Origin of the sequence: Nonomuraea sp. NPDC050202, from assembly GCF_040656115.1 — a bacterium.
In the GTDB taxonomy this organism is placed as follows: Bacteria; Actinomycetota; Actinomycetes; order Streptosporangiales; family Streptosporangiaceae; genus Nonomuraea.
In genome coordinates this window covers 956,845-978,435 of record NZ_JBFALF010000002.1, presented here as the reverse complement: position 1 = coordinate 978,435, position 21,591 = coordinate 956,845, and the positions used below count along the sequence as shown (strand labels likewise).

The 21,591-nt window shown below is 73.2% G+C and carries 17 protein-coding genes; 7 read left to right on the top strand and 10 right to left on the bottom strand.

What is annotated here, in order from left to right; translation table 11 throughout:
* Positions 1 to 23: 23 nt before the first annotated feature.
* Genes AB0I79_RS09735 through AB0I79_RS09720 form a run of 4 tightly spaced genes read left to right on the top strand, consistent with a single transcriptional unit; the run spans position 24 to position 3,676 of the window.
* A complete protein-coding gene (locus tag AB0I79_RS09735; protein WP_357869694.1) occupies positions 24 to 2,318 on the top strand; it encodes a nitrate- and nitrite sensing domain-containing protein in 2,295 nt (764 codons plus the stop codon).
* The gene (locus tag AB0I79_RS09730) at positions 2,315 to 2,734 is read left to right on the top strand and encodes a roadblock/LC7 domain-containing protein (RefSeq protein ID WP_357869443.1); all 420 of its coding nucleotides are present in this window, start codon (positions 2,315 to 2,317) and stop codon (positions 2,732 to 2,734) included. The genes AB0I79_RS09735 and AB0I79_RS09730 overlap by 4 nt, the downstream gene beginning before the upstream one ends.
* Positions 2,735 to 2,766: 32 nt before the next feature.
* Complete coding sequence (locus tag AB0I79_RS09725) at positions 2,767 to 3,108, top strand: DUF742 domain-containing protein (protein WP_357869440.1); 342 nt, start codon at positions 2,767 to 2,769, stop codon at positions 3,106 to 3,108.
* The gene (locus tag AB0I79_RS09720; protein ID WP_080036634.1) at positions 3,089 to 3,676 is read left to right on the top strand and encodes an ATP/GTP-binding protein; all 588 of its coding nucleotides are present in this window, start codon (positions 3,089 to 3,091) and stop codon (positions 3,674 to 3,676) included. Before AB0I79_RS09725 ends, AB0I79_RS09720 begins: the two co-directional genes overlap by 20 nt.
* Before the next feature lie 73 nt (positions 3,677 to 3,749).
* Here the strand turns inward: AB0I79_RS09720 and AB0I79_RS09715 are convergent, their stop codons facing one another.
* Positions 3,750 to 4,454: a TioE family transcriptional regulator gene (locus AB0I79_RS09715; protein WP_357869691.1), complete on the bottom strand. Its 705-nt coding sequence runs from the start codon at positions 4,452 to 4,454 to the stop codon at positions 3,750 to 3,752.
* Between the two features lie 121 nt (positions 4,455 to 4,575).
* On the opposite strand from AB0I79_RS09715, the gene AB0I79_RS09710 reads away from it, so the two are divergent.
* Positions 4,576 to 5,802 (top strand): erythromycin esterase family protein, encoded by a 1,227-nt coding sequence (locus tag AB0I79_RS09710; protein WP_357869438.1) that lies wholly within the window; start codon positions 4,576 to 4,578, stop codon positions 5,800 to 5,802.
* On the opposite strand, the gene AB0I79_RS09705 is transcribed toward AB0I79_RS09710, so the two are convergent.
* Positions 5,780 to 6,718 carry an NAD-dependent epimerase/dehydratase family protein gene (locus tag AB0I79_RS09705; RefSeq protein ID WP_357869436.1) on the bottom strand — a complete coding sequence of 313 codons (939 nt, stop codon included), beginning with the start codon at positions 6,716 to 6,718 and terminating at the stop codon, positions 5,780 to 5,782. The two genes, AB0I79_RS09710 and AB0I79_RS09705, sit on opposite strands and share 23 nt — an antisense overlap.
* Before the next feature lie 22 nt (positions 6,719 to 6,740).
* Here AB0I79_RS09705 and AB0I79_RS09700 point away from each other — a divergent pair, with 22 nt between their 5' ends.
* A complete protein-coding gene (locus tag AB0I79_RS09700; RefSeq protein ID WP_357869433.1) occupies positions 6,741 to 7,355 on the top strand; it encodes a TetR/AcrR family transcriptional regulator in 615 nt (204 codons plus the stop codon).
* On the opposite strand, the gene AB0I79_RS09695 is transcribed toward AB0I79_RS09700, so the two are convergent.
* The 6 genes from AB0I79_RS09695 to AB0I79_RS09670 all read right to left on the bottom strand — a co-directional run bounded on the left by AB0I79_RS09695 (position 7,324) and on the right by AB0I79_RS09670 (position 16,691).
* Complete coding sequence (locus AB0I79_RS09695) at positions 7,324 to 9,405, bottom strand: hypothetical protein (protein WP_357869431.1); 2,082 nt, start codon at positions 9,403 to 9,405, stop codon at positions 7,324 to 7,326. The genes AB0I79_RS09700 and AB0I79_RS09695 overlap by 32 nt on opposite strands.
* Positions 9,402 to 11,981 (bottom strand): glycoside hydrolase family 38 C-terminal domain-containing protein, encoded by a 2,580-nt coding sequence (locus tag AB0I79_RS09690; RefSeq protein WP_357869428.1) that lies wholly within the window; start codon positions 11,979 to 11,981, stop codon positions 9,402 to 9,404. Before AB0I79_RS09690 ends, AB0I79_RS09695 begins: the two co-directional genes overlap by 4 nt.
* The gene (locus AB0I79_RS09685) at positions 11,966 to 12,559 is read right to left on the bottom strand and encodes an SIS domain-containing protein (RefSeq protein WP_357869425.1); all 594 of its coding nucleotides are present in this window, start codon (positions 12,557 to 12,559) and stop codon (positions 11,966 to 11,968) included. The genes AB0I79_RS09690 and AB0I79_RS09685 overlap by 16 nt, the downstream gene beginning before the upstream one ends.
* Before the next feature lie 171 nt (positions 12,560 to 12,730).
* Positions 12,731 to 13,696 carry an ROK family protein gene (locus AB0I79_RS09680; RefSeq protein ID WP_357869423.1) on the bottom strand — a complete coding sequence of 322 codons (966 nt, stop codon included), beginning with the start codon at positions 13,694 to 13,696 and terminating at the stop codon, positions 12,731 to 12,733.
* 107 nt (positions 13,697 to 13,803) lie between these two features.
* Complete coding sequence (locus AB0I79_RS09675) at positions 13,804 to 14,847, bottom strand: LacI family DNA-binding transcriptional regulator (RefSeq protein WP_357869421.1); 1,044 nt, start codon at positions 14,845 to 14,847, stop codon at positions 13,804 to 13,806.
* Entirely contained in the window at positions 14,844 to 16,691 is a 1,848-nt protein-coding gene (locus tag AB0I79_RS09670) for an MBL fold metallo-hydrolase (RefSeq protein WP_357869418.1), read from the bottom strand. The genes AB0I79_RS09675 and AB0I79_RS09670 overlap by 4 nt, the downstream gene beginning before the upstream one ends.
* A 92-nt stretch (positions 16,692 to 16,783) precedes the next feature.
* Here AB0I79_RS09670 and AB0I79_RS09665 point away from each other — a divergent pair, with 92 nt between their 5' ends.
* The gene (locus tag AB0I79_RS09665; protein ID WP_357869416.1) at positions 16,784 to 18,358 is read left to right on the top strand and encodes a beta-N-acetylglucosaminidase domain-containing protein; all 1,575 of its coding nucleotides are present in this window, start codon (positions 16,784 to 16,786) and stop codon (positions 18,356 to 18,358) included.
* 22 nt (positions 18,359 to 18,380) lie between these two features.
* Here the strand turns inward: AB0I79_RS09665 and AB0I79_RS09660 are convergent, their stop codons facing one another.
* Positions 18,381 to 19,883: an FAD-dependent oxidoreductase gene (locus tag AB0I79_RS09660; protein ID WP_357869413.1), complete on the bottom strand. Its 1,503-nt coding sequence runs from the start codon at positions 19,881 to 19,883 to the stop codon at positions 18,381 to 18,383.
* On the bottom strand, positions 19,880 to 21,589 hold the full coding sequence (locus tag AB0I79_RS09655; protein ID WP_357869410.1) for a hypothetical protein: 1,710 nt from the start codon (positions 21,587 to 21,589) through the stop codon (positions 19,880 to 19,882). The genes AB0I79_RS09660 and AB0I79_RS09655 overlap by 4 nt, the downstream gene beginning before the upstream one ends.
* Between the last annotated feature and the right edge of the window lie 2 nt (positions 21,590 to 21,591).

Genomic DNA, 21,591 nt, shown 5'->3' with positions numbered 1-21,591 from the left:
GGGCCAAGGTGACAGCCTTGCTGGTGTCGCTCGTCGCGCTGTGGGGTTTCGCCGCCTGGGTCACCTTGCGTGAGGGCGTCAACCTGCTGGGTGCCACCACTGTCGACAGCGGCGCGGTGCAGCCTGCCGAGGTTCTCCTCGCGGAGCTCCAGCGCGAGCGCCGGATCACGATGGAGGCTCTGGGCAGCCCGAGACGGCTGCCCGACAAGTCGCTCCGCGAACAGCGAGCCAAGACCGACACGGCGCATCGCACGCTCGTCGAGTCCGCGACCAGTGCCAGCGTGCGGTTCGCCGCCGACGCCACCCTGACCCGCCGCATCGACGAGGCGCTCAAGACCACCGAGGGGATCAGCGCGACCCGGAAGACCATCGACAGCGGCCGGCTCGACCAGCCCCAGACCGCCGACGCCTACAACGACGTCATCGACTCCCTGTATCGCATGTTCGACGGCGTGGCCGCGCTGGACGACAAGGAGATCGCCAAGGACGCGCGGACCATGCTGACGATCAGCCAGTCCAGCGAGTACCTGGCCCGCGAGGACGCGCTCTTCGCCGGCGCGCTGGCCAGAGGCGGGTTCACCCAGGCGGAGCACACCGAGTTCGTGCGGCTGTCCGGCTTCTACCGGATCTCCCTGGACAAGGCCGCCGCCCAGCTCGGGCCCGCGGACGCGGCCGCGTACCAAATCTGGGCGAAGAGCCGTGCGGTGCAGCAGCTGCACATCCTGGAGCAGCGGATCGCCCAGTCCGACGCCGGGATCCTGCCTGCCGTGACCGCCCAGGAATGGCGCTCCGCCACCGAGCCCGCCCGCGCCGCGCTGGAGAAGTTCATCTCCGACGGGGGTGACCGGCTGGTCGAACGGGCCGTGCCCGGAGCCGTCGGCGTCATCGTCCGGCTCGTCCTCGCAGGCGGCCTCGGCCTGCTCGCCGTCGTCGCCTCCATCGTGCTGTCGATCACCACGACAAGACAGCTCCTCGCCCAGCTCAAGAAGCTGCGCGACGCCGCCCACGAGCTGTCCGACGAGCGCCTGCCCGGCATCGTCGAGCGCATCGGCCACGGCGAGGAGGTGGACGTCGCCAAGGAGGCCCCGGCGCTCGACTTCGGCGACGACGAGATCGGACAGGTGGGCCAGGCGTTCAACACCGTGCAGCGCACCGCCATCGCCGTCGCCGCCGAGCAGGCCGAGCTGCGCCGCAGCATCCGCGACATCCTGCTCAGCCTCGCGCGCAGGACGCAGGGCCTGGTGCACCGCCAGCTCACCGTGCTCGACGTGATGGAGCGCCGCGAGACCGACCCCGAGGAGCTGAAGGAGCTCTTCCGGCTCGACCACCTCGCCATCCGCATGCGGCGCAACGCGGAGAACCTCATCGTCCTGTCCGGCTCCTCCCCCGCCCGTACGTGGCGGCGCTCGGTGCCCATGGTCGACGTGGTCCGAGGCGCGCTGGCCGAGGTCGAGGACTACACGCGCGTCTCGCTCATGCCCATGGGCGAGGTGGTGCTCGTCGGCCGCGCCGTCGGTGACGTCATCCACCTGCTCGCCGAGCTGATCGAGAACGCCGTGTCGTTCTCGCCCCCGTACACGAACGTGCAGGTCAGCGGCCAGCTCGTGGCCAACGGGTACGTGATCGAGATCGAGGACCGCGGCCTGGGCATGAAGCCCGAGGACCTGGAGACGGCCAACGAGCGCATCGCGGACCCGCCCGAGTTCCGCATCACCGGCACCGCCCGGCTGGGGCTCTACGTGGTCAGCCAGCTCGCCAGGCGCCACGACATCCAGGTGGTGCTCAAGGCGTCCCCGTACGGCGGCACGACGGTCGTGGTGCTGCTGCCGCAGGAGCTCGTCCAGCTCGACCCCACGCCCGAGCCGCCCGGCGGCGAGCGGGAGCGGCTGCCGCGCAGGCAGCCGGCCGTGGCCACCGCCACCCGGCCCGCCACGGCGGAGAACGTGCGCACGCTCCCGTCGCGGCCCACCGCCGTCCCGGCCCCCGCACCCCCGCCCGCCCCTCGGCCCCGGCCGGAAGCCGTGCCGAGGCCCGAACCCGCGCCCGCCCCGGAACCACAAGCCGAAACGCCAGCCGAACCGGAGCAGCAGTCTGTGACCGAGTTCACACCAGGGGGGCTTCCCCTTCGGGTGCCCCAGGCCAACCTGGCGCCAGCGCTGCGTGACGACACGCCCACGCAGCCCGACTTTGAGGAGGACGATGACGAGCGCTCGCCGGAGGAGATCCGCGCGATGATGGGATCTCTGCAGTCAGGAACCCGTCGCGGCCGCTCGCAGGCGGCCAAGATGCTGGAGGAACAGCAAGGAGGTGACGCATGACCCCCACCGCGGGCGCCGACCTCAACTGGCTGATGGACGACCTGGTCAACCGGGTCAAGGAGGCCGAGCACGCGATCGTGCTGTCGTCCGACGGGCTGCTGATGGCCTCCTCGGCCGCGCTGCAGCGGACCGACGGCGAGCACCTGTCCGCCGTCGCCTCCGGACTGCAGAGCCTGGCCAAGGGCGTCTCCGACCACATCTCCGCCGGTGCGGTACGGCAGACGGTCGTGGAGTGGAAGAACCAGTTCCTCATCGTCACCGCGGCCGGCGAGCGCGCCTGCCTGGCCGTCCTGTGCGCGCAGAACGCGGACATCGGGCTGGTGGCGTACGAGATGGCGATGATGGTCGCGCGGGTGGGCCAGTACCTCACCTCCGGCGCGCGCAACGCCCAGGCCATCGCCGGGAGCGACCGGTGAGAGGCGCGGACGAGCCCACGGACGAGCACTGGGTGGATCCGGAGATCATCCGGCCCTATGTCGTGACCCGTGGCCGTACCCAGCCTGCCCACGGCAGGTTCGACCTGATCTCCATGGCGCTGGCGATCGGTCCGCCGCCGGGGCCCGACGCCGGGCTGGACCCTGAGCACCTGCGCATACTCCAGCTCTGCCGTGAACCCAAGTCCGTAGCCGAGATAGCCGCATACCTGGACCTACCGGCCGGCACCATCCGCGTGCTGCTCGGCGACCTGTTCGACCGCGAACTCGTCTCTGCCCAGGAACCCCGATCCGAGGTGGACATGCACGACATGAAGATGTACAGGGCGGTGCTCGATGGTCTTCGCTCGCTCTGAGCGTCCGCGCCTGCCGACGGCGATCAAGATCCTGGTCGCCGGCGGGTTCGGCGCGGGCAAGACGACGATGGTGGGCGCGGTCTCCGAGACCCGGCCGCTGCGCACCGAAGAGGTGCTGACCGACCGCGGCATCGGCGTCGACGACCTGACCTCGGTGGAGGCCAAGCGCACCACCACCGTGGCGATGGACTTCGGCCGGATCACCCTCGGCAACGACTACGTCCTGTACCTGTTCGGCACGCCGGGGCAGGAGCGGTTCTGGTTCGTGTGGGACGAGCTGGCGGAGGGATCGCTGGGCGCGGTCATCCTCGCCGACACCCGGCGGCTGGCCGACTGCTTCCCCTCGGTCGACTACTTCGAGCGGCGCGGCACGCCGTTCGTGGTGGCGGTCAACTGCTTCGAGGGGGCGCCGACGTTCGAGCTCGACGAGGTGCGGCTGGCGCTGCAGCTCAACCCGTCGATCCCGATCATCATGTGCGACGCCCGCAAGCGGGACTCCAGCCGGGAGGTCCTGATCACGCTGGTCAAGCACTCGGCCCGGCTGCGCGCGGAGCCGGTGGGCAGCTGACCCCGCGGCGAGAGGGCTCGCGAGCCCTCTCGCCCTCTCCCCGCGCTGCCGGCAGGGGGCCGGCCATGAGGTGTCACGCCTGCCCGTCCAGGTACGCCTCCAGCGCCGCCGCGCCCCGCAACATCGCCCGTCCCCTGGCCGACAACCGTGCCTGCCAGTCGCGCAGCGCGGTCTCCAGGGGCGCGAGCCCGCCCGCCGTACGCACCTGCCGGATCAGCGGCGCGATCTGCTCCAGCAGGTAGCCGCCCCGCCGGAGCTGGTGCGCGAGCTGCGCGTCCCGTACGTCGGAGGCGCTGTAGACGCGGTAGCCGGTCGCCGGGTCGCGGCGCGGCACGACCAGCCCGGCCTGCTCCCACTTGCGCAACGTCGCGGGGCGGATCCCCAGCTTCCTGGCGAGCGGCCCGATGAAGGTGACACCGCCGGCCGGCTCCGGCTCGCGCGACGGCACCAGGGAGCGCAGCGCCTGCTCGACCGCCTGGAGGGTGCGCCGGTCCTCGAGGAGCTGGGCGTGGCTCTCGTCGATCAGCCGCAGCGCCTCCTCGGTGGCGCCCTCGTTCGCCGCCCGCATGATCGCCGTCGCGGTCGCGTGCCCGTGCGCGGGCACCAGGGCGAGGAACGCGCGCAGCGCCTGGGCGTGGCGGCCCGTGTAGGTACGGTAGCCGTGCTCGGTGCGCGCGGCGGCCGGGAGGATCCCGGCCTCCTCGTAGTTGCGGACCGCCTGGGTGGACAGGCCGTGCTCGCGCGCCAGATCCACCGGCCGCAGCCGCCCTCGGGGCATGACGTACCTCACCGTGTTGAGGGTCCGGCAGCGGTGCCGCGGCGGAACCGGCGTCAAAGTCTCAACAGTCACTTCAACGATACCGTAGAAGGCACGTCCCCCGACAGAACAGGACCGTGTCATGAGTGCTGCCCCCTCGATCAGCGACGCCGCCCGGGACCTCGACGTCGAGGGCGTCGCGGCCGTCACCCGGCTCGTCCGCTCGCTGCCCGCCCGCCCCCGCCTGCTCGGGCTGGGCGAGGCCCTGCACGACGAGCGGCCGATCCACGAGCTGCGCAACGAGATCTTCCGCGAGCTGGTCGAGCAGGAGGGCTACCGCGCGGTCGCCCTCGAGAGCGACTGCGTGGCGGGCCTGGTGGTGGACGAGTACGTCCGGACGGGCGCCGGCTCGCTGGACGACGTCATGCGGACCGGGTTCAGCCACGGCTTCTGGGACCGGGAGGCGACCCGCGACCTCCTGCGCTGGATGCGCGCGTACAACGAGGGCCGCCCCGCCGAGGACCGGCTGCGCTTCTTCGGCTTCGACGCGCCCCTGGAGATGATGAGCGCGGCCAGCCCTCGCCACGCGCTCGTCGCCCTCCACGACCACCTGGCGGCGGCCGGCGTCCCCCTCCCCTGCTCCCGCGACACCCTGGAGCGGCTGCTGGGCCCCGACGAGCGGTGGACGAACGAGGCCGCCGCCATGGACCCGTCCCGGTCGGTGGGCAACTCCCCCGACGTCGCCGAGCTGCGCCTGATCGCCGACGACCTCGTGCCGCTGCTCACCGTGCACGCGCCGCACCTGATCCGCGCGACCTCGCGGGAGGAGCAGGAGCGGGCGCACCTGTACGCGCGCACCGCCACGGGGCTGCTCCGCTACCACGCGGCCATGGCCGAGCCGTCGCCGGCACGCGTCGGGCGGATGCTGGGGCTGCGCGACGCGATGATGGCCGACAACCTGGAGGCCATCGCCCAGCACGGCCCCGCGCTGGTCTTCGCCCACAACCGTCACCTCCAGCGGGAGAAGAGCCGGTGGCAGCTCGCGGACATGGCGCTGGAGTGGTGGAGCGCGGGCGCCATCGCCGGCGCACGCCTCGGCGCCGGATACGCGTTCCTGGCCTCGGCCCTCGGCACCGTCCGCCATCAGGGGCTCGGCGTCCCGGATCCCGGCACGGTGGAGGGCGTGCTGGCCACGCTCCCCGGCGAACGGTACGTGGTCGACTCGCGCCTGCTCGTGGCGGCCATGGCGGGGACCGAGCCGGCCCAGCGTACGGACGTGGCCGACAACCACGGGTACTTCCCGCTCGACCCGGCCCATCTGGGCGAGACCGACGGGATCATCTTCGTCAAGGACGTGCGCGAGCGCTGACCCCCAGCAGCACACGGGCCGTGGCGAGCCACCCCTCGCGGGCGCTCGGATAGCGCGGGGCCCACCCGGTCGCCGCGCGGAAGCGGGCGTTGCTGACCCGGAGGGAGCGGGTGAGCGAGGTGAGCCGGTCGCCGAACACGTACGCCAGCCGCCCCGGCCCGCGTACCCACGCGGCCGCCCCGGCGGCGCGGGCGAGCGCGTCCGCGTACGCCCGCTTGGTCAGCGGCTCGTCGTCCACGACGTTGTACGTGCCCGCGGGCGCCTCCAGCGCGGCCACCACGGCGGAGGCGGCGTCGGCCAGGTGGATGGAGGAGACGTAGCCGCCCGGACGGCCGAGGATCATGCCGACGTGGCGGCGGGCCTGCGCGAACAGCTGCTCGCTGTGCTCGGCCCCCGGCCCCTGGAACCAGCCGAGCCGCAGCACCACCGCCGCTCCCCCGCCGGACTCGGCGAAGCGGCGGGCGCTGGACTCGGCGGCGAAGTTTCCCCGGGTCAGCGGGTAGTGGTCGACCGGGGCGTCCTCGTCGAGCCAGCGGTCGCCCCCGTCGCGGTAGAGCATGCAGACCGACTCCTGCACGACGCGGCCGACCCCGGCGTCGAGCGCGGCGGCCACGACGGCGGCGGAGCCCTCCGCGCGTACGCGATGGTTGGCGCGCATGGCGGCGGCGCTCATGAAGCGGCTCATCGGGGGGATCGCGGTGGCCAGGTTGACCACCGCGTCGTGCCCCTCGAACGCCACTGCCAGCCCGGCCCGGTCGAACAGCGACACCCGCGCGGGCCTGGCCCCCTGACGTTCGAGCGCGGCGGCCTTGTCAGGGGTGCGAGCCAGCGCGGTGACCTCGTGACCGGCCGCGACCAGCGCCGGGACGGCGTGGCCGCCGATCGCGCCGGTGCCGCCTGTGATGAAGACCCGCATAGTGAGAGAGTACTCTCTTACCATGGCGAGATCCACACCGGGCGTCACCCGGCAGCGCCTCATCGACGAGGCCGTCAGGCTGTTCTCCACCCGCGGCTACGCCGCCACCTCCGTGGCCGACATCCAGGCCGCCTGCGGGCTGACAACCGGCTCGGGCGCGCTCTACAAGCACTTCCCGTCCAAGCAGGCGCTCCTGGAGGCCGCGGTGCGGCGCAACCTGGATCGGATCGCCGAACGCGGCGGCGAGACGACCGGCGCGACCGGCGATCCGCGAGCCGATCTGGAGCGGATGGCCCGGGCCGTGTGGCAGGTGATCGAGGAGGACCGGGAGCTGATCCGGATCATGCTGCGGGAGTTCGACGGGTTCACCGAGCTGTTCGAGGGCATGTGGCAGGGCGTGCTGTCCGGCGTGTACGCCCAGGGCGCCAGGTGGATCGCGGCGCAGCGCGAGCTGGGCAACGTCGAGGCCGACGATCCGGAGGCCACCGCGGCCGTGCTGCTGGCCTCCCTCACGTACTACCCGCTGCTCCAGATCATGATCGGCCACACCCCCGGCGACCTCGATCCCGAGCGGTTCCTCGCGGCCTGGGTCCGGCACGCCGCCCTTACGCTCGGGCTGGCACCCCGCCCGGCCTGACCCCGCCCGGCCCGACCCCATCCGGCCCGACCCCATCCGGCCCGACCCCGTGCGGCCCGCCCCCGTGCGGCACGACCCCGTCCGGCACGGCCCCGTCCGGCCTCGCCCCGCCACGGGCGAGGACCTGCTCGCACGCCAGCAGCAGCACCCCCGCGCTCCAGGCGTGCGACAGCGTCAGGTACATGCCCTTGGGCTGGAAGCAGTCCGTCTGGTAGTAGCGCTCGGTGATCATGCCCCGGTACGCGTTGAGGTCGCCGTCGGCCGCCGGGAGGAGCTGGCGGAAGCAGTCCAGCGTCTCCTGCGCCCGTTCCGCGTAGTACGGGTCCCCGAGCGCCTCCGACAGCTCCATCAGCTCCGCCGTGCACACCAGCCCGTACGCGTGCAGGTGCTGGTTCGACGGCGAGGCCTGGTCGGCGCCGCGGGTGGCGAAGCCGTAGCGGCCGAGCGGGGTGCGCGGGCCGAAGCGCACGTTGTAGGTGTAGCGGAAGGTGAGGGTCCAGTCGGCGGCGCGGCGGGCCAGGTCGAGCCAGCGGGCGGCGCCGGTGCGGCGGTGCAGCGCCATGTACGCCATCACGGCCGCGTACCCGTCCTCCGAGGTCGGGGCCAGGTCCACGTCCTCGGGGGCGCCGTAGACGAACTCGTCCTCGACGAACGAGGCGTAGTACTCCCCGGCGCGCTCGGCCGCCCGCAGGTGATCGGGGTCGCCGGACTCGGCCAGCGCGGCCACCCAGGTCAGGCCGGAGGCGCCGGACCAGGACAGGACCTCCCCGGTGGCGGCGTGGTGCAGGGTGCCGAGGTTGCCGTCCTGGCGCTGGCGGGCGGCCATCACCCGCAGGTTGGAGCGGGCGGCCGCCTCCCAGTCCGGGTTGGGGCGCGAGCGCAGCGCGCGCAGCAGGAAGAGGGTCGCCTCCCCCAGGGTGCGCGCGTGCAGGGCGTCCTTGACGTGGCTCCAGCTCTGCGACCAGCCCGACTTCCGGTACCAGGTGCCCCAGAACGTCCCGGACGGCGACAGGTCGGCGCAGATGAAGTCGATGACCCGTTCGGCGGCGGCGACGTGCTCGGGCCGTCCCCTCCGCAGCCCGTGCTCCAAGAGCGCCGCCGCCCACGGGATCCCGCTCACCCAGCCGACGTGCATGGCCTGCCGGTCCACGCGCTCGCCGTTGGTGCCGCTCACCTCCCTGTCGAACCCGACCGTCTCCAGCAGCACGCCCGGGTCGGGGTCGTAGTGCCAGCGGTACAGGCCCTCGGCGGCGATGTCGGCGGCCTCCGCGACGTCCTCCCACGGCTCGACGGGGGCGGCGGGCAGGCGCAGGTCGCGGTCCTCGCGCAGCAGCGGCGCGTACGCGTGCCGGTCCGGGGGCAGCGCGCCGGTCGCGAGCGTGAGGACGTGCGACTCGCCCGGCTGCCACACGTGCGTGGCGGCCCGGGCGGGCAGCGCCAGCGCGGAGCCGTAGTAGGTGACCGGGAACTCCCGGTACGGGAACAGCAGCGCGATCGTCGCCTGCCCTGCTTCGTGCTCGATGGCCAGGCCGGTCGGGCCGAGCGGCGACTCCTCGTCCGCGATCAGCGCGGTGCCGCCGGTGTCGCCCCAGACCAGGACGGCGGGGGTGGCGGCCCGGTCGGCGCGGAAGCCCCAGCGGGCCGAGACCATCTCCTCGGGGCGGTCGGCGCCCGCCTCGAAGCGGGGGAAGACGCGCTGGCAGTCCGCGGGCCGGTTCTCGCCGTAGAAGAGGCCGGGGATCAGCCACCACGGGTCGCCGGCGGCCGTCACCGACCTGCTGACGCGGACGGTCGCGGCGGCGGGCGCGGCGCCGTCGTACCGGATGTTCAGGCTCAGCTCGCGGCGGCCCGTGGGGCGCCGCTCCCCCCACCGCCACTCCACGCCGAACGGCCCGGCCGCGTCCAGCAGCTCGACGAGCACCTCGCCACCGTCGGGATCCGGGACGACCACGGGTGAGCCGGCCCTGGGCGGGTCCGCGACGGGGCCGCCCACCTCGCCGACCTCACCGACTTTACCGACCTCGCCGACACCGCCGACGCCGCCGATCACCAGGCCTCCACGGTGAACGCGCCCTTGCGGACGCCCAGCTCGACCAGGTCGGTCTCCATCGCGGAGAGCGGGTCGTCGAGCGGGATCCTGAACGTGCGGATCTCGCTCGGCCCGAAGTCGGCGATGAGCCTGATCCCGGCCATGGGGATGTTCAGCGTCGCGACCGCGGGCCGCCCGGTGCTCTCGACGGCGCGCACCACGAGGTCGCGCGGGGCGTCCTCGTGCAGCTTCACCGCCGTGACCATGACCTGCCCGTCCCCGTCGTCGAGGTAGCCGCGCGCGCTGGGCAGCGGGCCGTCGTGGAAGCTCTCCAGCATCGCCCGCACCGGTGAGCCGAGCAGCGCGGCCCGTCTGGTGAGCCCGGCGGCCCGCCAGTCGCCCGCGTGCGGCACCAGCAGGTACGAGAACCGCTGCGTCCCCTGGTCCTGGAAGGAGTAGTAGCCGTCCGGGTCCAGCAGCCGGGGGTCGTGCCAGGAGTAGACCGGGCTGCGCACGGCGGTGATGCCGATGCTGTGGCTGCGCCCGGGGCTCGGCGGGGAGACGTCGTAGCCGTGCTTGGCGTTGTTCACCACGGCCAGGCCGGCCCGCGCGCCGTGCACGGCGCCCGACAGGTCCACCCACGACTGGGCCGGCTCCTCGGCTCCGTCGATGGGCCTGTTCAGGTGGGCGAAGGGGATCTCGTACGTGGCCACGGGGCTCTCCAGCCCGACGGGGAAGCGCAGCTTCATCAGGTGCGCCTGCTCCCGCCAGTCGAGCGTGACCCGCACCTCGACGGCGTCGTCGGCCCCCGCGCCCAGGATGAACTCCTCGGCCATGGTGGAGCGGCCCCACTCGCGCTCGACCCGGAGGCGGGCCCGCAGCGGGCCGTGCTCGCGCAGGACGATGTCGGTGGTGACCATCTCCTCGCCGGGCCAGTCGTAGGAGACGACCCGGTGTCCCCAGGTGTCGGTGGGGTCCTCGCAGACCTGCGTGTGCGGGCCGGAGGCCCCGGCCAGCAGGTCGACGCCGGTGCGCTTGTCGACCAGGCTGGACAGCCAGCCGGTGACGGGGTCGAGCTCCAGGCGGAGCACGTCGTTCTCCAGGTGGTGCTCGGAAGCGAGCAGGGTGCCGGCCGGGTGGGCGCCGGGGCCCTGGCGCAGCCGGTAGAGGCGGTAACCGAGCGCGGGCAGCTCCGCCTGGAACACGGTGGCGCCGCGCCCCTTGTCGTCGGTGGTGGCGACCGACTGGGTGCGCTGGCAGGGCACGTCGGCGCCGTCGGCGTCCACGACGTGCACGCCGTTCGGGGCCAGGCCGTACTGCATCTCGACCCGGGTCGTAACCGGCCACGGGTGCGGGTTGAACACCACGACCGGCTGGGTGCCGCTCTCCTCGGGCACGGCGATGTCGCGGGCGATCACGTTGTGCGCCCTGGCGATGATCCGCTTGGAGATCGCCATGGCCTCGCCGAGCTGGTCGCGGGCGTCGTCGTAGGCGGGCTCGATGGCCGAGCCGGGCAGCACGTCGTGGAACTGGTTGAACAGCACCTGCTTCCACGCCCGCTCCAGGTCGGCGCGGGCGTCGTGGCCGGCCACGGCGGCCCAGCGCTCGGCCGACAGCACCGCCGCCTGCGCCCTGCGCTGCCAGGCCTTGATCCCGGAGTGCGCGGAGTAGCAGCCGGCCGCGTGGTGCTGCAGGTCGTCGCGCCACACGGGCAGCTCCGCCAGGCCCTGCTCGCCCAGCCGCTTGCCGATCTCGTCGAAGTAGCGGCGCGGGGACGACATCGTCAGCTCCCCGAACGTGCCCATCCGGTCGTAGCGGTGGATGGACTCGATGTTGGCCTTGGTGGGGCCGCCGCCGTGGTTGCCCACCCCGTAGAAGATCATCAGGTCGCCGAGCGAGCGGTCGAGCTGGCCGAGCGCCTTCTCCGTCTGCCCGGCCACCTCGCCGGGCGGGCTGCAGTACTCGAACGGGATGCGGTAGGCCAGCACGCGGCTGCCGTCGGGCGCCTCCCACCAGAACATCGTGCCGGGCAGCTCGCTCTCGTGCGGCCCCGGGCGCAGGAAGCAGTAGGAGTCCATGCCCTGGCCGCGCAGGATGGCCGGCAGCATGGCGTTGTGGCCGAACGGGTCCACGTTCATGCCGACCGAGGCCGTGACGCCGAACTTCTCCTTCAGGTAACGCTGCCCGTACAGGCCCTGGCGGACGAACGACTCGCCCGACGGCATGTTGCAGTCGGGCTCCACCCACCAGCCGCCCGCCATGACCCAGCGGCCCTCGGCCACCTTCTCCTGGATCCTGGCGAACAGCTCGGGGTCCGACTCCTCCACCCACGACAGCAGCACCACCTGGTCGCAGGTGAAGACGAAGTCCGGGTACTCGTCCATGCGGTGGATCGCCGACCAGAACGTGGCCCGCGCCTCCTGGTACCCCTCCTGCCACGGCCACAGCCACACCGGGTCGAGGTGCGCGTTCCCGATCATGTGCAGGGTGCGGGCGGGGGACGCCGCGGGCCTGGGGGCTCTGGGGAGGTCGCGCGGCTGGCTGCCGGAGGGCGCGTTCGACATGGGCGCCACTCGCCGGGTCACGCGGCCGCCCATGCGTCGACCTTCTCGCTGATCATGTGCAGCATCAGTGTGTGGATCTCCTGGATGCGCGGGGTTTCTGAGCTGGGGGCGAGGAGGATGTGGTCGGCGTGCTTGGCGGCGGCGCCGCCGTCGCCACCGCCGAACAGCACCGTCACCGCGCCGTTGGTCTGTGCGGCCTCGAGCGCGCTGACCACGTTGGGCGAGTTGCCGCTCGTGGTGAACGCGGCCACGACGTCGCCCGGGCGGGCCAGCGCCCGGACCTGGCGGGCGAAGACGTCATCATAGGCGTAGTCGTTGGCTATGCACGTCATAACGGTCGCATCGGTGGTCAGCGTGACCGTGGGCAGCGGGCGGCGGTCGCGCTTGTAGTGGCCGATCAGCTCGCCGGTGAGGTGCTGGGCGTCGGCGGCGCTGCCGCCGTTGCCCATCGTGTAGAGGGTGCCGCCGCGGGTGAAGGTGTCGATGAGCAGGTCCGCGACCTGCTCGACGTCGGGCAGGAGCGCCGTCATGCCGCGCGCGGCGGCCAGGTGGCCCGCCACGTGCTCGGCGAGGACGTCGGGGATCGGGGGCATCGGGGGAAGATCAGGCATGGGTCTTTCCTGAGGCGAGGTCAGGGGCGAGAGCGCGGGAGCCGGGCCAGGCCGGGCCCCGGTCCTGAGCCGAGGCCAGGTGCTGTACTTGAGGCGAGGTCGGACTCGGCTCTTGAGGCGAGGTCAGGTGCTGTTCTTGAGGCGGTGTCGGACTCGGCTCTTGAGGAGGGGTCAGGACTTGGCGCCGGTGATGAGGTCGTGGGCGACGGCGCCGGCGCCGACCACGCAGACGCCGTCGCCGAGCTCGGCCAGCTCGAAGCGGGCGGCGCGGGCGGCGGGCGGCATGGCGTCCCTGGCGACGGCCGCGGCGACGGGGTCGAGGAGCCTGGCGCCCGATCGGGTGACGCCGCCGCCGAGGACGACGAGCTCCGGCTCGAACGCGTTCACCAGGTCGGTGAGCGCGGTGCCCAGTGCCCATGTGGTCTCGTCCCACACCTCGACCGCGAGCGGGTCGCCCGCCTCGGCGGCGCGCGAGACGTCCTGCGCCGTGGGGAGCGCGAGGGCGGACAGCGACGAGGGGCGGCCGGCGGCCAGGGCCTCGCGGGCGCGCTCGGCGATGGAGGTGCCGGACGCGTACGCCTCCAGGCAGCCCCGCCGCCCGCACGAGCACTTCCGCCCGCCCGGACGCACCATGACGTGCCCGAGCTCGCCGCCGTTGCCGGCCGCGCCACGGTGCAGGCGGCCGGCGATGACCGAGCCGCCGCCGACCCCCGTGGAGATCGTGAGGTAGAGCATGGTGCTGGTGCCGCGGCCCGCGCCGTACCGGAATTCGCCCAGCGCGGCGGCCGTGGCATCGTTCTCAAGGGCGGCGGGGACGCCGAACGCCTCCGTGGCCAGCGAGACGATCGGGACGTCGATCCATCCCGGCAGGTGCGGCGGGCACTCCAGGACGCCGGTCGTGGTGTCCAGCGGGCCGCCACAGGAGATGCCGACGGCGGCCACCTCGGGCACGCCGGCCTCCGCAACCGCCTTCCTTCCCAGGTCGAACAGCCTGGTCAGGACGGGTCGCGGCCCCTCCTCCCTACGGGTGGGGGTGACCTGCCAGCCGTGGATCAGGCCATCGCCTGTGACCACGCCCGCGGCGAGTTTGGTGCCGCCGATGTCGAGGGACAGGACGGCGGGAAGATCGTGCTCCATTGGGCCTCCGACGGGAACGACTGCCGCGTTGAGGCTGTGACATCGTTCCCACACGGGATCCTAGGGCGACCTTTCCCCGTGGGTCAACGCACCGGGTGGGAGAAATGTCAGACGGCGGGCGGCTGCGCGGTGGATTCGCGCTCGATGAGCCGCACGTTGAGCACGGTCGTGACCGAGTCGGACTCGGGGCGCTCGATGCGCTCGCCGAGCCTGCGTACGGCGGTCGCGCCCAGGTTGAAGGTGTCCTGGGAGACCGCGCTGACCGTGGGCGAGACCATGCTCATCCAGGGCGCGTCGTCGAAGGCGACGAGGCTGATGTCGCCGGGCACGCGCAGGCCCAGCTCGCCGATCGCCCGCCAGACGCCTTCGGCGAGCACGTTGTTGGCGGCGAACACGGCTGTGGGACGGTCGGGGCCGCGCAGCATGTCGAGCGCCCGGCGGCGCGAGTCGGCCACGTCCCAGCCCGAGGAGACGACCAGGCCGGGATCGACCTTGATGTCACCGGCGTTCAGCGCCTCCAGGTAGCCCTGGTAGCGCTCGTACCCGGTGGTCCAGTCGGTCTCGTCGATGAACAGCGCGATCCTGCGGTGCCCGAGCCCGACGAGGTGGGCGGTGGCGGTGCGGGCGCCGACGCGGTTGCCGACCACGACGCCGTCGGTCGAGCCGGCCGCGAACTGCCGGTCGACCTCGACCACCGGGATGCCGTGGGAGGCGAGGTAGGTGGACACGGCGGAGGAGTTGGGCGTCACGACCACCCCGGCCACCCGGAGCGCGACCAGCGCCTCCGCGGCCTCGGCCTCGGCCTGCGCCGACAGGCTCGTATCGGCCAGCACCATGGTGTAGCCGCGCTCGCGGGCCTCCCTGCTGGCGCCGGCGGCCAGCTCCGCGTAGAACGGGTTGCGCAGGTCGCTCACCAGGACCCCGACCGACCGGCTGACCTGCTGCTTGAGCGTGCGTGCCATGACGTCGGGCACGTAACCCAGCTCGGCCGCGGCCCGCAGCACCCGCTCGCGCACGTCGCTGGCGGCGTAGCCGCGCCCGGTCAGCGCCCTGGAGACGGTGGAGCGGGAGACGCCGGCGGCCTCCGCCACGTCCTTGATCGTGGGGCGGCGGGAACGGCCGAGGGGGGCGCTGCGCCGTTCTACGGTCATCGAATCCCTTCCGCGACCACGTCGACCAGCGCCTCGGCGTGCTGCCCGAGACGCAGATCGCCGATGGTCAGATCGACTGCGAGACGAACGCGGCGCCGCGGCACGACGTCGGCGCCGAGACGGAGATGCACCTGCTCCATACCCCCTCCGGGCAACCTGAGCGTCAGGGATCCCTGCTCGCGCCGCCACCCGGGCGGCACCACCGGCTCGACGGTGGCCACGACCTTGTCCGGCCACGGGTTGCGCACGGTGGCCGTCAGCACGACCTCGCCGCCCGCGGGGACGCTCGTATAGTACGGCGTCACGCGGCACAGCACGCCGTCAGCCCCGAGGTCGAGCCGGTCGAGCGGGAGCAGGTCGTGGTGCAGCGCGACCAGCTCCTCGCCTCGTTCGGTCATCATGTGCAGGTAGTCGTCGTCCACCCAGCGGGGCCGCCAGTGGCCGCTGACCATGAGATCGGGGCGCAGGCGCCGGTAGAGCGCGGCGCTCTTGCGGTAGTCCTCGATCTGGAACCTATTCTTGTACTGAAAATTCAGGATCTCCTGGCGTTCGTCCGGGATGCCCATCCCGTCCTGCTGGTCGCCGGTCACCAGCACCCGGTGCCCGTCCACCTCGAACTCGTAGGCCGCCGCGAACAGCGTGTGCCCCGGCAGGTCGTGCACCGTGATGTCGTACTCCCACCAGCGCACCGTCTCCCCCAGCCCGAGCACCCGGTCGGCGGGGATCGGGTCGAACCACTGGCACGGCAGGTCGTGGTGGAGCGGCGCGGCCAGGATGGGGGCGATGTGGGAAGGCGCCCAGATCGCGGTGCCCTCGACGTCGCGCAGCAGCGGCATGCCCGCCACGTGGTCGTCGTGGTAGTGGGTGGGCAGGGCGACCTCGACATCGGTGACGCCGTAGTGCTCGCGCAGCGCGGGCAGAGAGGCCAGCCAGGGGCGGCGCGCCTCGCGGGCGGTGCTCTTCACCAGACCCGTGGACATGTCGTAGCCGAAGTCGAACACCATGGCCGCGCCCGACTCCGACAGCAGCACGTAGCTGTAGGACTGGCTGCTCCTGTTCATCAGCAGGTGCGGCGTGACCTGCACGAACGGGTTGTTCAGCAGGCGGCGCACGTCCCAGGGGTGCGGGCGGCGGAAGTCCACGTAACGCTGCATGGCGGCCGACAGGCGGGCCAGGGCGTCCTTCGGGTCGGTCATCGGCTCACCGTGCGAGGGCAGCAGCACGTCGAGCTCCTCCCGCTGGAGCAGCTCAGAGCTGAGCACGACCATGGCGGGGCCCTCGTTCTCGGTGTACGACCACTGGGTGGCGGCCAGCGACCACACCTTGCCGGGGGCGTAGATCAGGTCGCCGGTGAAGGCGACGCCGCCCCAGACGTAGGTGACGGAGCCGGGGGTGTGCCCCGGGGTGGGCAGGACGCGCACGTCCACCCCGCCGTATCGGGCCGTCCGATACTCCGGCACCACGTCCGTCACCGCGACCGGCTCCAGCAGCGAGAAGCGGTCGTCGCGCAGGTCGTAGTCGTTGAGCAGCTGCCGTCCCTCCCACATCTCGCCGACCTTCTCGAACAGGTCGCGCTCGACGGGCGGCACGTGGACGGCCACGCCCGCCTCGACCGCCCGGTGCAGCCCCTGCACCTGGTCCCGGTGGTGGTGGGTGACCAGCACGTCGGTGATGCGGTCGAGGCCGAGTTCGTCGAGCAGGTCGAGCACCCGCCCGGAACCGAAGTCGACGGCGATCCCGGTGCGCTCCCCGCCCTGGAGGGCGGGAGCCTTGATGACGTAGACGTGGCAGGTGTCCTCGACGCGGAGCACCCCGGGCACGACTTCGGTAACTTCCTTGGCCACGAGGCCAAATCCTATCCGGTATCGTTCCCACAATGGATGCCCTGGAGTGGATTGTTCCCTGTCCGAAAAAGGCTACTTTCGGTGTTTCGCACGTGGAGCTTCGTGACGCTGGAGTCCAGGGCGACGCGGCTGCCGGAAGTGCCGTCGGCGAGCTGCGCCGGACACTCCCGTCGACTCCGGACGCCCCGGCGGTGATCGAGGTGCGGGTCGACGCCGGCGCCGGGCTGCCGCCGGAGGGGTACACGCTGACGGCCGGGGACGGCCGGGTGACGATCGTGGGAGCCGATCCCGCCGGGGCGTTCTACGGGGCGCAGACCCTCGTCGCGCTGGCCGCGGCACCGTGCTCCGAGCACGCGGCGTGCGTGCCGGAGTCGGACGTCCGCGACTGGCCCGACCTGCCGCTCCGGGGCACGATCGAGGGCTTCTACGGCACCCCGTGGACCCACGCCGACCGCCTGGAGCACCTGCGCTTCTCCGCCAGGCACAAGCTCAACGCCTACGTGTACGCCCCCAAGGACGACCCGTTCCACCGGGAGCGGTGGCGGGAGCCGTACCCGGAGGAGGAGCTGGCGCGGCTGGCCGAGCTGGTGGCGGAGGCGGCGGCGCGGCACGTGCGGTTCGTGTTCGCGCTCAGCCCCGGCCTGTCGATGGTCTACAGCGACCCGGCCGAGCGGGCGGCGCTGCGCGCCAAGGCCGAGCAGGTGTGGCAGGCGGGCGTCAGGGAATACGCGCTGCTCTTCGACGACATCCCGCCCGAGCTGAGCCACCTGCCCGACCGGGAGGCGTACGGCACGGCGGAGGGGGCCAGCGCGAGCGCCCACGCGGCGGTCTGCCGCGACTTCGCCGAGCACTTCCTCGCGCCCCACGGCGCGGACCGGCCGCTGACCATGGTGCCCACCGACTACGCGGGCACCGCCCGCACGGCCTACCGCGACCGGCTGGCGGCCGAGCTGCCCGCCGACGTGCTGGTCTGGTGGACCGGGTCCGACGTGGTGGTGGGCGCGATCTCGGCCTACGACATGACGGCCGCGGCGGCCTCCTACGGCCACCGGGTGGCACTGTGGGACAACTTCCCGGTCAACGACTTCGACTTCTCCCGGGTCTTCCTGGGACCGCTGGTCGGCCGGGCCACGGACCTGGACGAGGTGCCGCTGGAGGGCATCACCGCCAACCCGATGGTGGAGGCGGCGGCCTCGCGGATCGCGCTGACGACGGTGGCCGACTACGCCTGGCACCTGGCGGCCTACGACCCGGCGCGCTCGCACGAGCGGGCGATCCGGCTGCTGCCGGGGGCCGCGGAGCTGCTGCCGCTGGTGGAGGCGTGCTCGGCGTGGCCGCCCGGCGACGACCAGAGCCCGGCGCTGACCGCTCTGTGCGCCGCCGCGCTGGAGGGCGGCCCCTACGAGACGCTGCGCGCCGAGCTGGTACGGCTGGCGGAGCTGCCGACCGGCGTGCCGGGCCCGATCGCCGCCGAGCTGGCCCGGTGGGTGTCGGCGGCCAGGGACGTGGGCGCGGCCGGGCTGGCCGCGCTCGACCTGCTGACGGGCGCGGGCACGCTGGCGGCGGCCGAGGAGGCGCTGGCCCGCGCCGAGACGCACGAGGCGAACGTGCTGCGCAAGGTGATCCCGCCGTTCGCCCGCCAGGTGCTCGAACGCGTCACCGCCTGAGAACCCCGAGCGCGGGTGCCGGTCAGAGCGACAGCACCTGACCGGCCGCCCGCAGCTCCTCCTGCAGCGCCGCCACGTCCACGTCCTGCACCGCCTTCCCGCTCCCCGCGGCCTGGGCGGCGGCCAGCCCGGCGGCGTGCCCGAGCATCTGGTACTGCACCTCCATCCGGATGGAGGAGAACGCCACGTGCGAGGCCGACACGCACACCGGCACGACCAGGTTCGCGCACTCCTCCCGCCGCGGCACGATCGCCCCGTACGGGATCTGGTACGGCGCCACCCCCACCGACAGGTACCCCTCGGTCACCACCATGGGCACCGGGTCGGGATGCTCGTACACCTCCCGCCAGGTCCGCTGCACCTCACGGATGTCCAGGTGGTAGGAGCCCATCGCGATCACGTCCGGCTGCGGCCGCCCCTGGAGGAGGTCGTGCTCGGTCAGGTGCGTCTCCCCCAGCATCCGCCGCGCCTCGCGCACGTAGAGCTGGTGCGGCAGGTGCCCGGTGTCGGCGAACTCGTCGGCCGGCAACCCCCACCGCGACAGCTCGGCCCGCACGGCGGCGGGCACCTCGGGGTCGTGGGAGAGGAAGTACAGCAGGTCCTGGGCGTGGTGGAGGTGGTGCAGGCGGATGCGCTCGCGCCCGGCGGCGTCCGCGTCGGGGTAGGCCCAGGCCGAGCGGTCGAGCACGCTGAGCGAGAACGGCCCGAGCGAGTTGCCGTCGCACTTGCCCCGGGGCAGGTTCGGCTCCAGGCCGACCAGGCGTCCCGCGCGGGGCTCGACGCCCTGCTCGCGCCAGTGGCGGAAGAGCCGCCGCCCCAGCTCCCAGTGCTCCTCGTCGTAGCCGGGCCGCCGCTCGAACGGGATCCGGTCGGGCGCGGTGGTCATGCAGACGCGGTAGCCGTACGACATGACGCCGCCGTCGCCCGCGCCCACCTCGGCCATCGGCCCGTCGGCGACCTGCGGCAGCAGCGTGCCGTCGGCGCGGAACGGCGAGATCCAGGGCGGGAAGTTGTGCATGCCGGGCACCACCTCGCGCCGCCCGGCGAAGGTCTCACCGTGCAGCGAGCGGTCCTCGCGTCCGACGCGGTACGACACCCCCGCGGCGGCCAGCAGGTCACCCTCGTAGCTCGCGTCCACGAACACCCCGGCCGCGTGATCCGCCACCGAGACGATCCGCTCCCCGGAGGTGACCACCGCGCGCAGCGGCGCGTCGAACACCACCTCCACGCCGGCCCGCTCCAGCCAGGACAGGAAGATCTCCTCGGCGACGTGCGGCTCGGGCCCGGCGTAGTGCCCGGGCGCGACCCCGTAGGCGCCGGCGACCGCCTGGCGGAACCCGGCGGCCATGCCGCCGAGCACGCGGGCGTCGCCGACGTCGGTGTAACCGAGCCCGCCCGAGGTCATGCCGCCGACGTGCCGGCCGGGTTCGAGCAGCACGGTGTCCAGGCCGCGCCGGGCGGCGGCCACGGCGGCGCACACGCCTGCCGAGGTCGCGCCGTACACGACCACCTCGGCCTGCCTCATCGCAGCCCCCACCACGCCGCCACCTGGTCGAGGTCCGCGCCGGTGATCGGCTCGCGGGTGTTGTCGATGGACTCGACGTAGTACAGGGCGGGCACGCCGAGCTCGGGCTGGGCCCGCGCGTAGGCGAGCCAGTCGGCCCGGCTCGGCATCGGCCACTGGTCGGTGTCGATCAGGTGGTGCGGCATGGCCTGCGTGGCCACCGCGTGCCGGTAGCGGAGCTGGTCCACGGCGGGCACGAGGTCGCCGCGGGCGTCGTACTCGAGCACGTCGTTGAGCCTGATCATGTCGGTGACGTCGGCGAAGGCCGGGTGCGGGGTGTGGGTGATCATGAGGGCGTCGGGTTTGACCTGCTTGGCGGCGTCGTACATGGTGGCGAGCAGCTCGTGCAGGAGGGCGATCCCCCAGGTGGAGCCGTACGTCTTCAGGTGCGAGCCGCTGGGGAACCACTGCGTGAAGTCGATCTTGAAGCCGTCGGCGCCTAGGTCGCCGAGGAGCCGCTCCATGATGGCCCGGATCCGCAGCCGGTAGGCGGGGTTCGACGGGTCGGCGGCCACGGGACGACCGCCCGCGTCCGTCACGCACTCCTCCGGCGGCAGCCCGTCGGCCGACCAGGCACGCCACCACAGCAGCACGCGCTGGCCGCGGGCGTGCCGGTCGGCGATCCACTCGCGCAGCGCCGGCCACTTGGCCTCGTCGGGCTCGCAGTCGCCGTACGTGAGCTGCCACCGGTCGTCGATGACGACGGTGCCGGGCACGATGCCGTGCTCCTCCAGCCTGGCCAGCCACTCGTCGTACAGGTCGCGCCGCGACAGCTCCACCGGGGAGACGCCGTCGGCCCTGGCGCACTGCGCGCCCCAGCCGCAGAAGATCGGCCGGCTCCACCAGTCGGCCCGCTCGGGCACGCCCGACGGGGCCAGGCCGTGCCCGACGAGGTCGGCGCGGTGCTGGGTGATCGCCTCCCAGGGCGAGGACGCGGCGCGGAACACCACGGCGGGCGAGGTCCACGAGCCGCGCACCTCGGTGTGGCACTCGTAGTCGAAGCGCAGCAGCGCGCCGCCGTCCAGCGGCTCGTACGTCAGCTCGGTGAAGGTCAGATCGGCGATCCCGGCACGGACCGACGCGCCCAGCCAGTCGCCGGCCGGGACGGCGGTGGCGCCGTCCGGCTCGTCCTTGCAGAAGGCCAGCACCAGGGGCGGCGGGGAGAAGACGGCGTGCAGCCGGCCGGGCGAGGCGTCGCCGACGACGGTCAGCGCGACGGGCGCGGACACCGGCCGCACCGCGCCCACGGGGTGCGCGGGTGTGGGGCTGAAGACGCCGCGCGCGTGGATGCCCGACCGGAACGTGCCGGCGGCGCGGGTGTTGAGCACGGCCCTGCCGCCCATCAGCGTCACGTCGCCGAGCACGCCGTCACCCTCGACCCGCACCTCCAGCTCGATCGTCTCGGGGGTGCAGGTCAGCCGGACGGTCTTGGCGTCCCACTCGGTGGTGCGCTGGGGAAAGTCGAAGATGGCCACGCCCTCGCGCTCGACGAGCACGGGCGGCAGCGTCTCGTACGTCTCGTCGCGCCCGCCCCTGGTGTTCACCGAGGCCAGCAGGTTGAGCGTCATCCAGCCCACCAGCTCGGCGCTGGGGTCGGTCCGCGAGACGGTCAGATGGTAGTGACCGCTGTCCAGGTGGTAGGCCGTGTCAGTGGTGGTGATCCGCATGG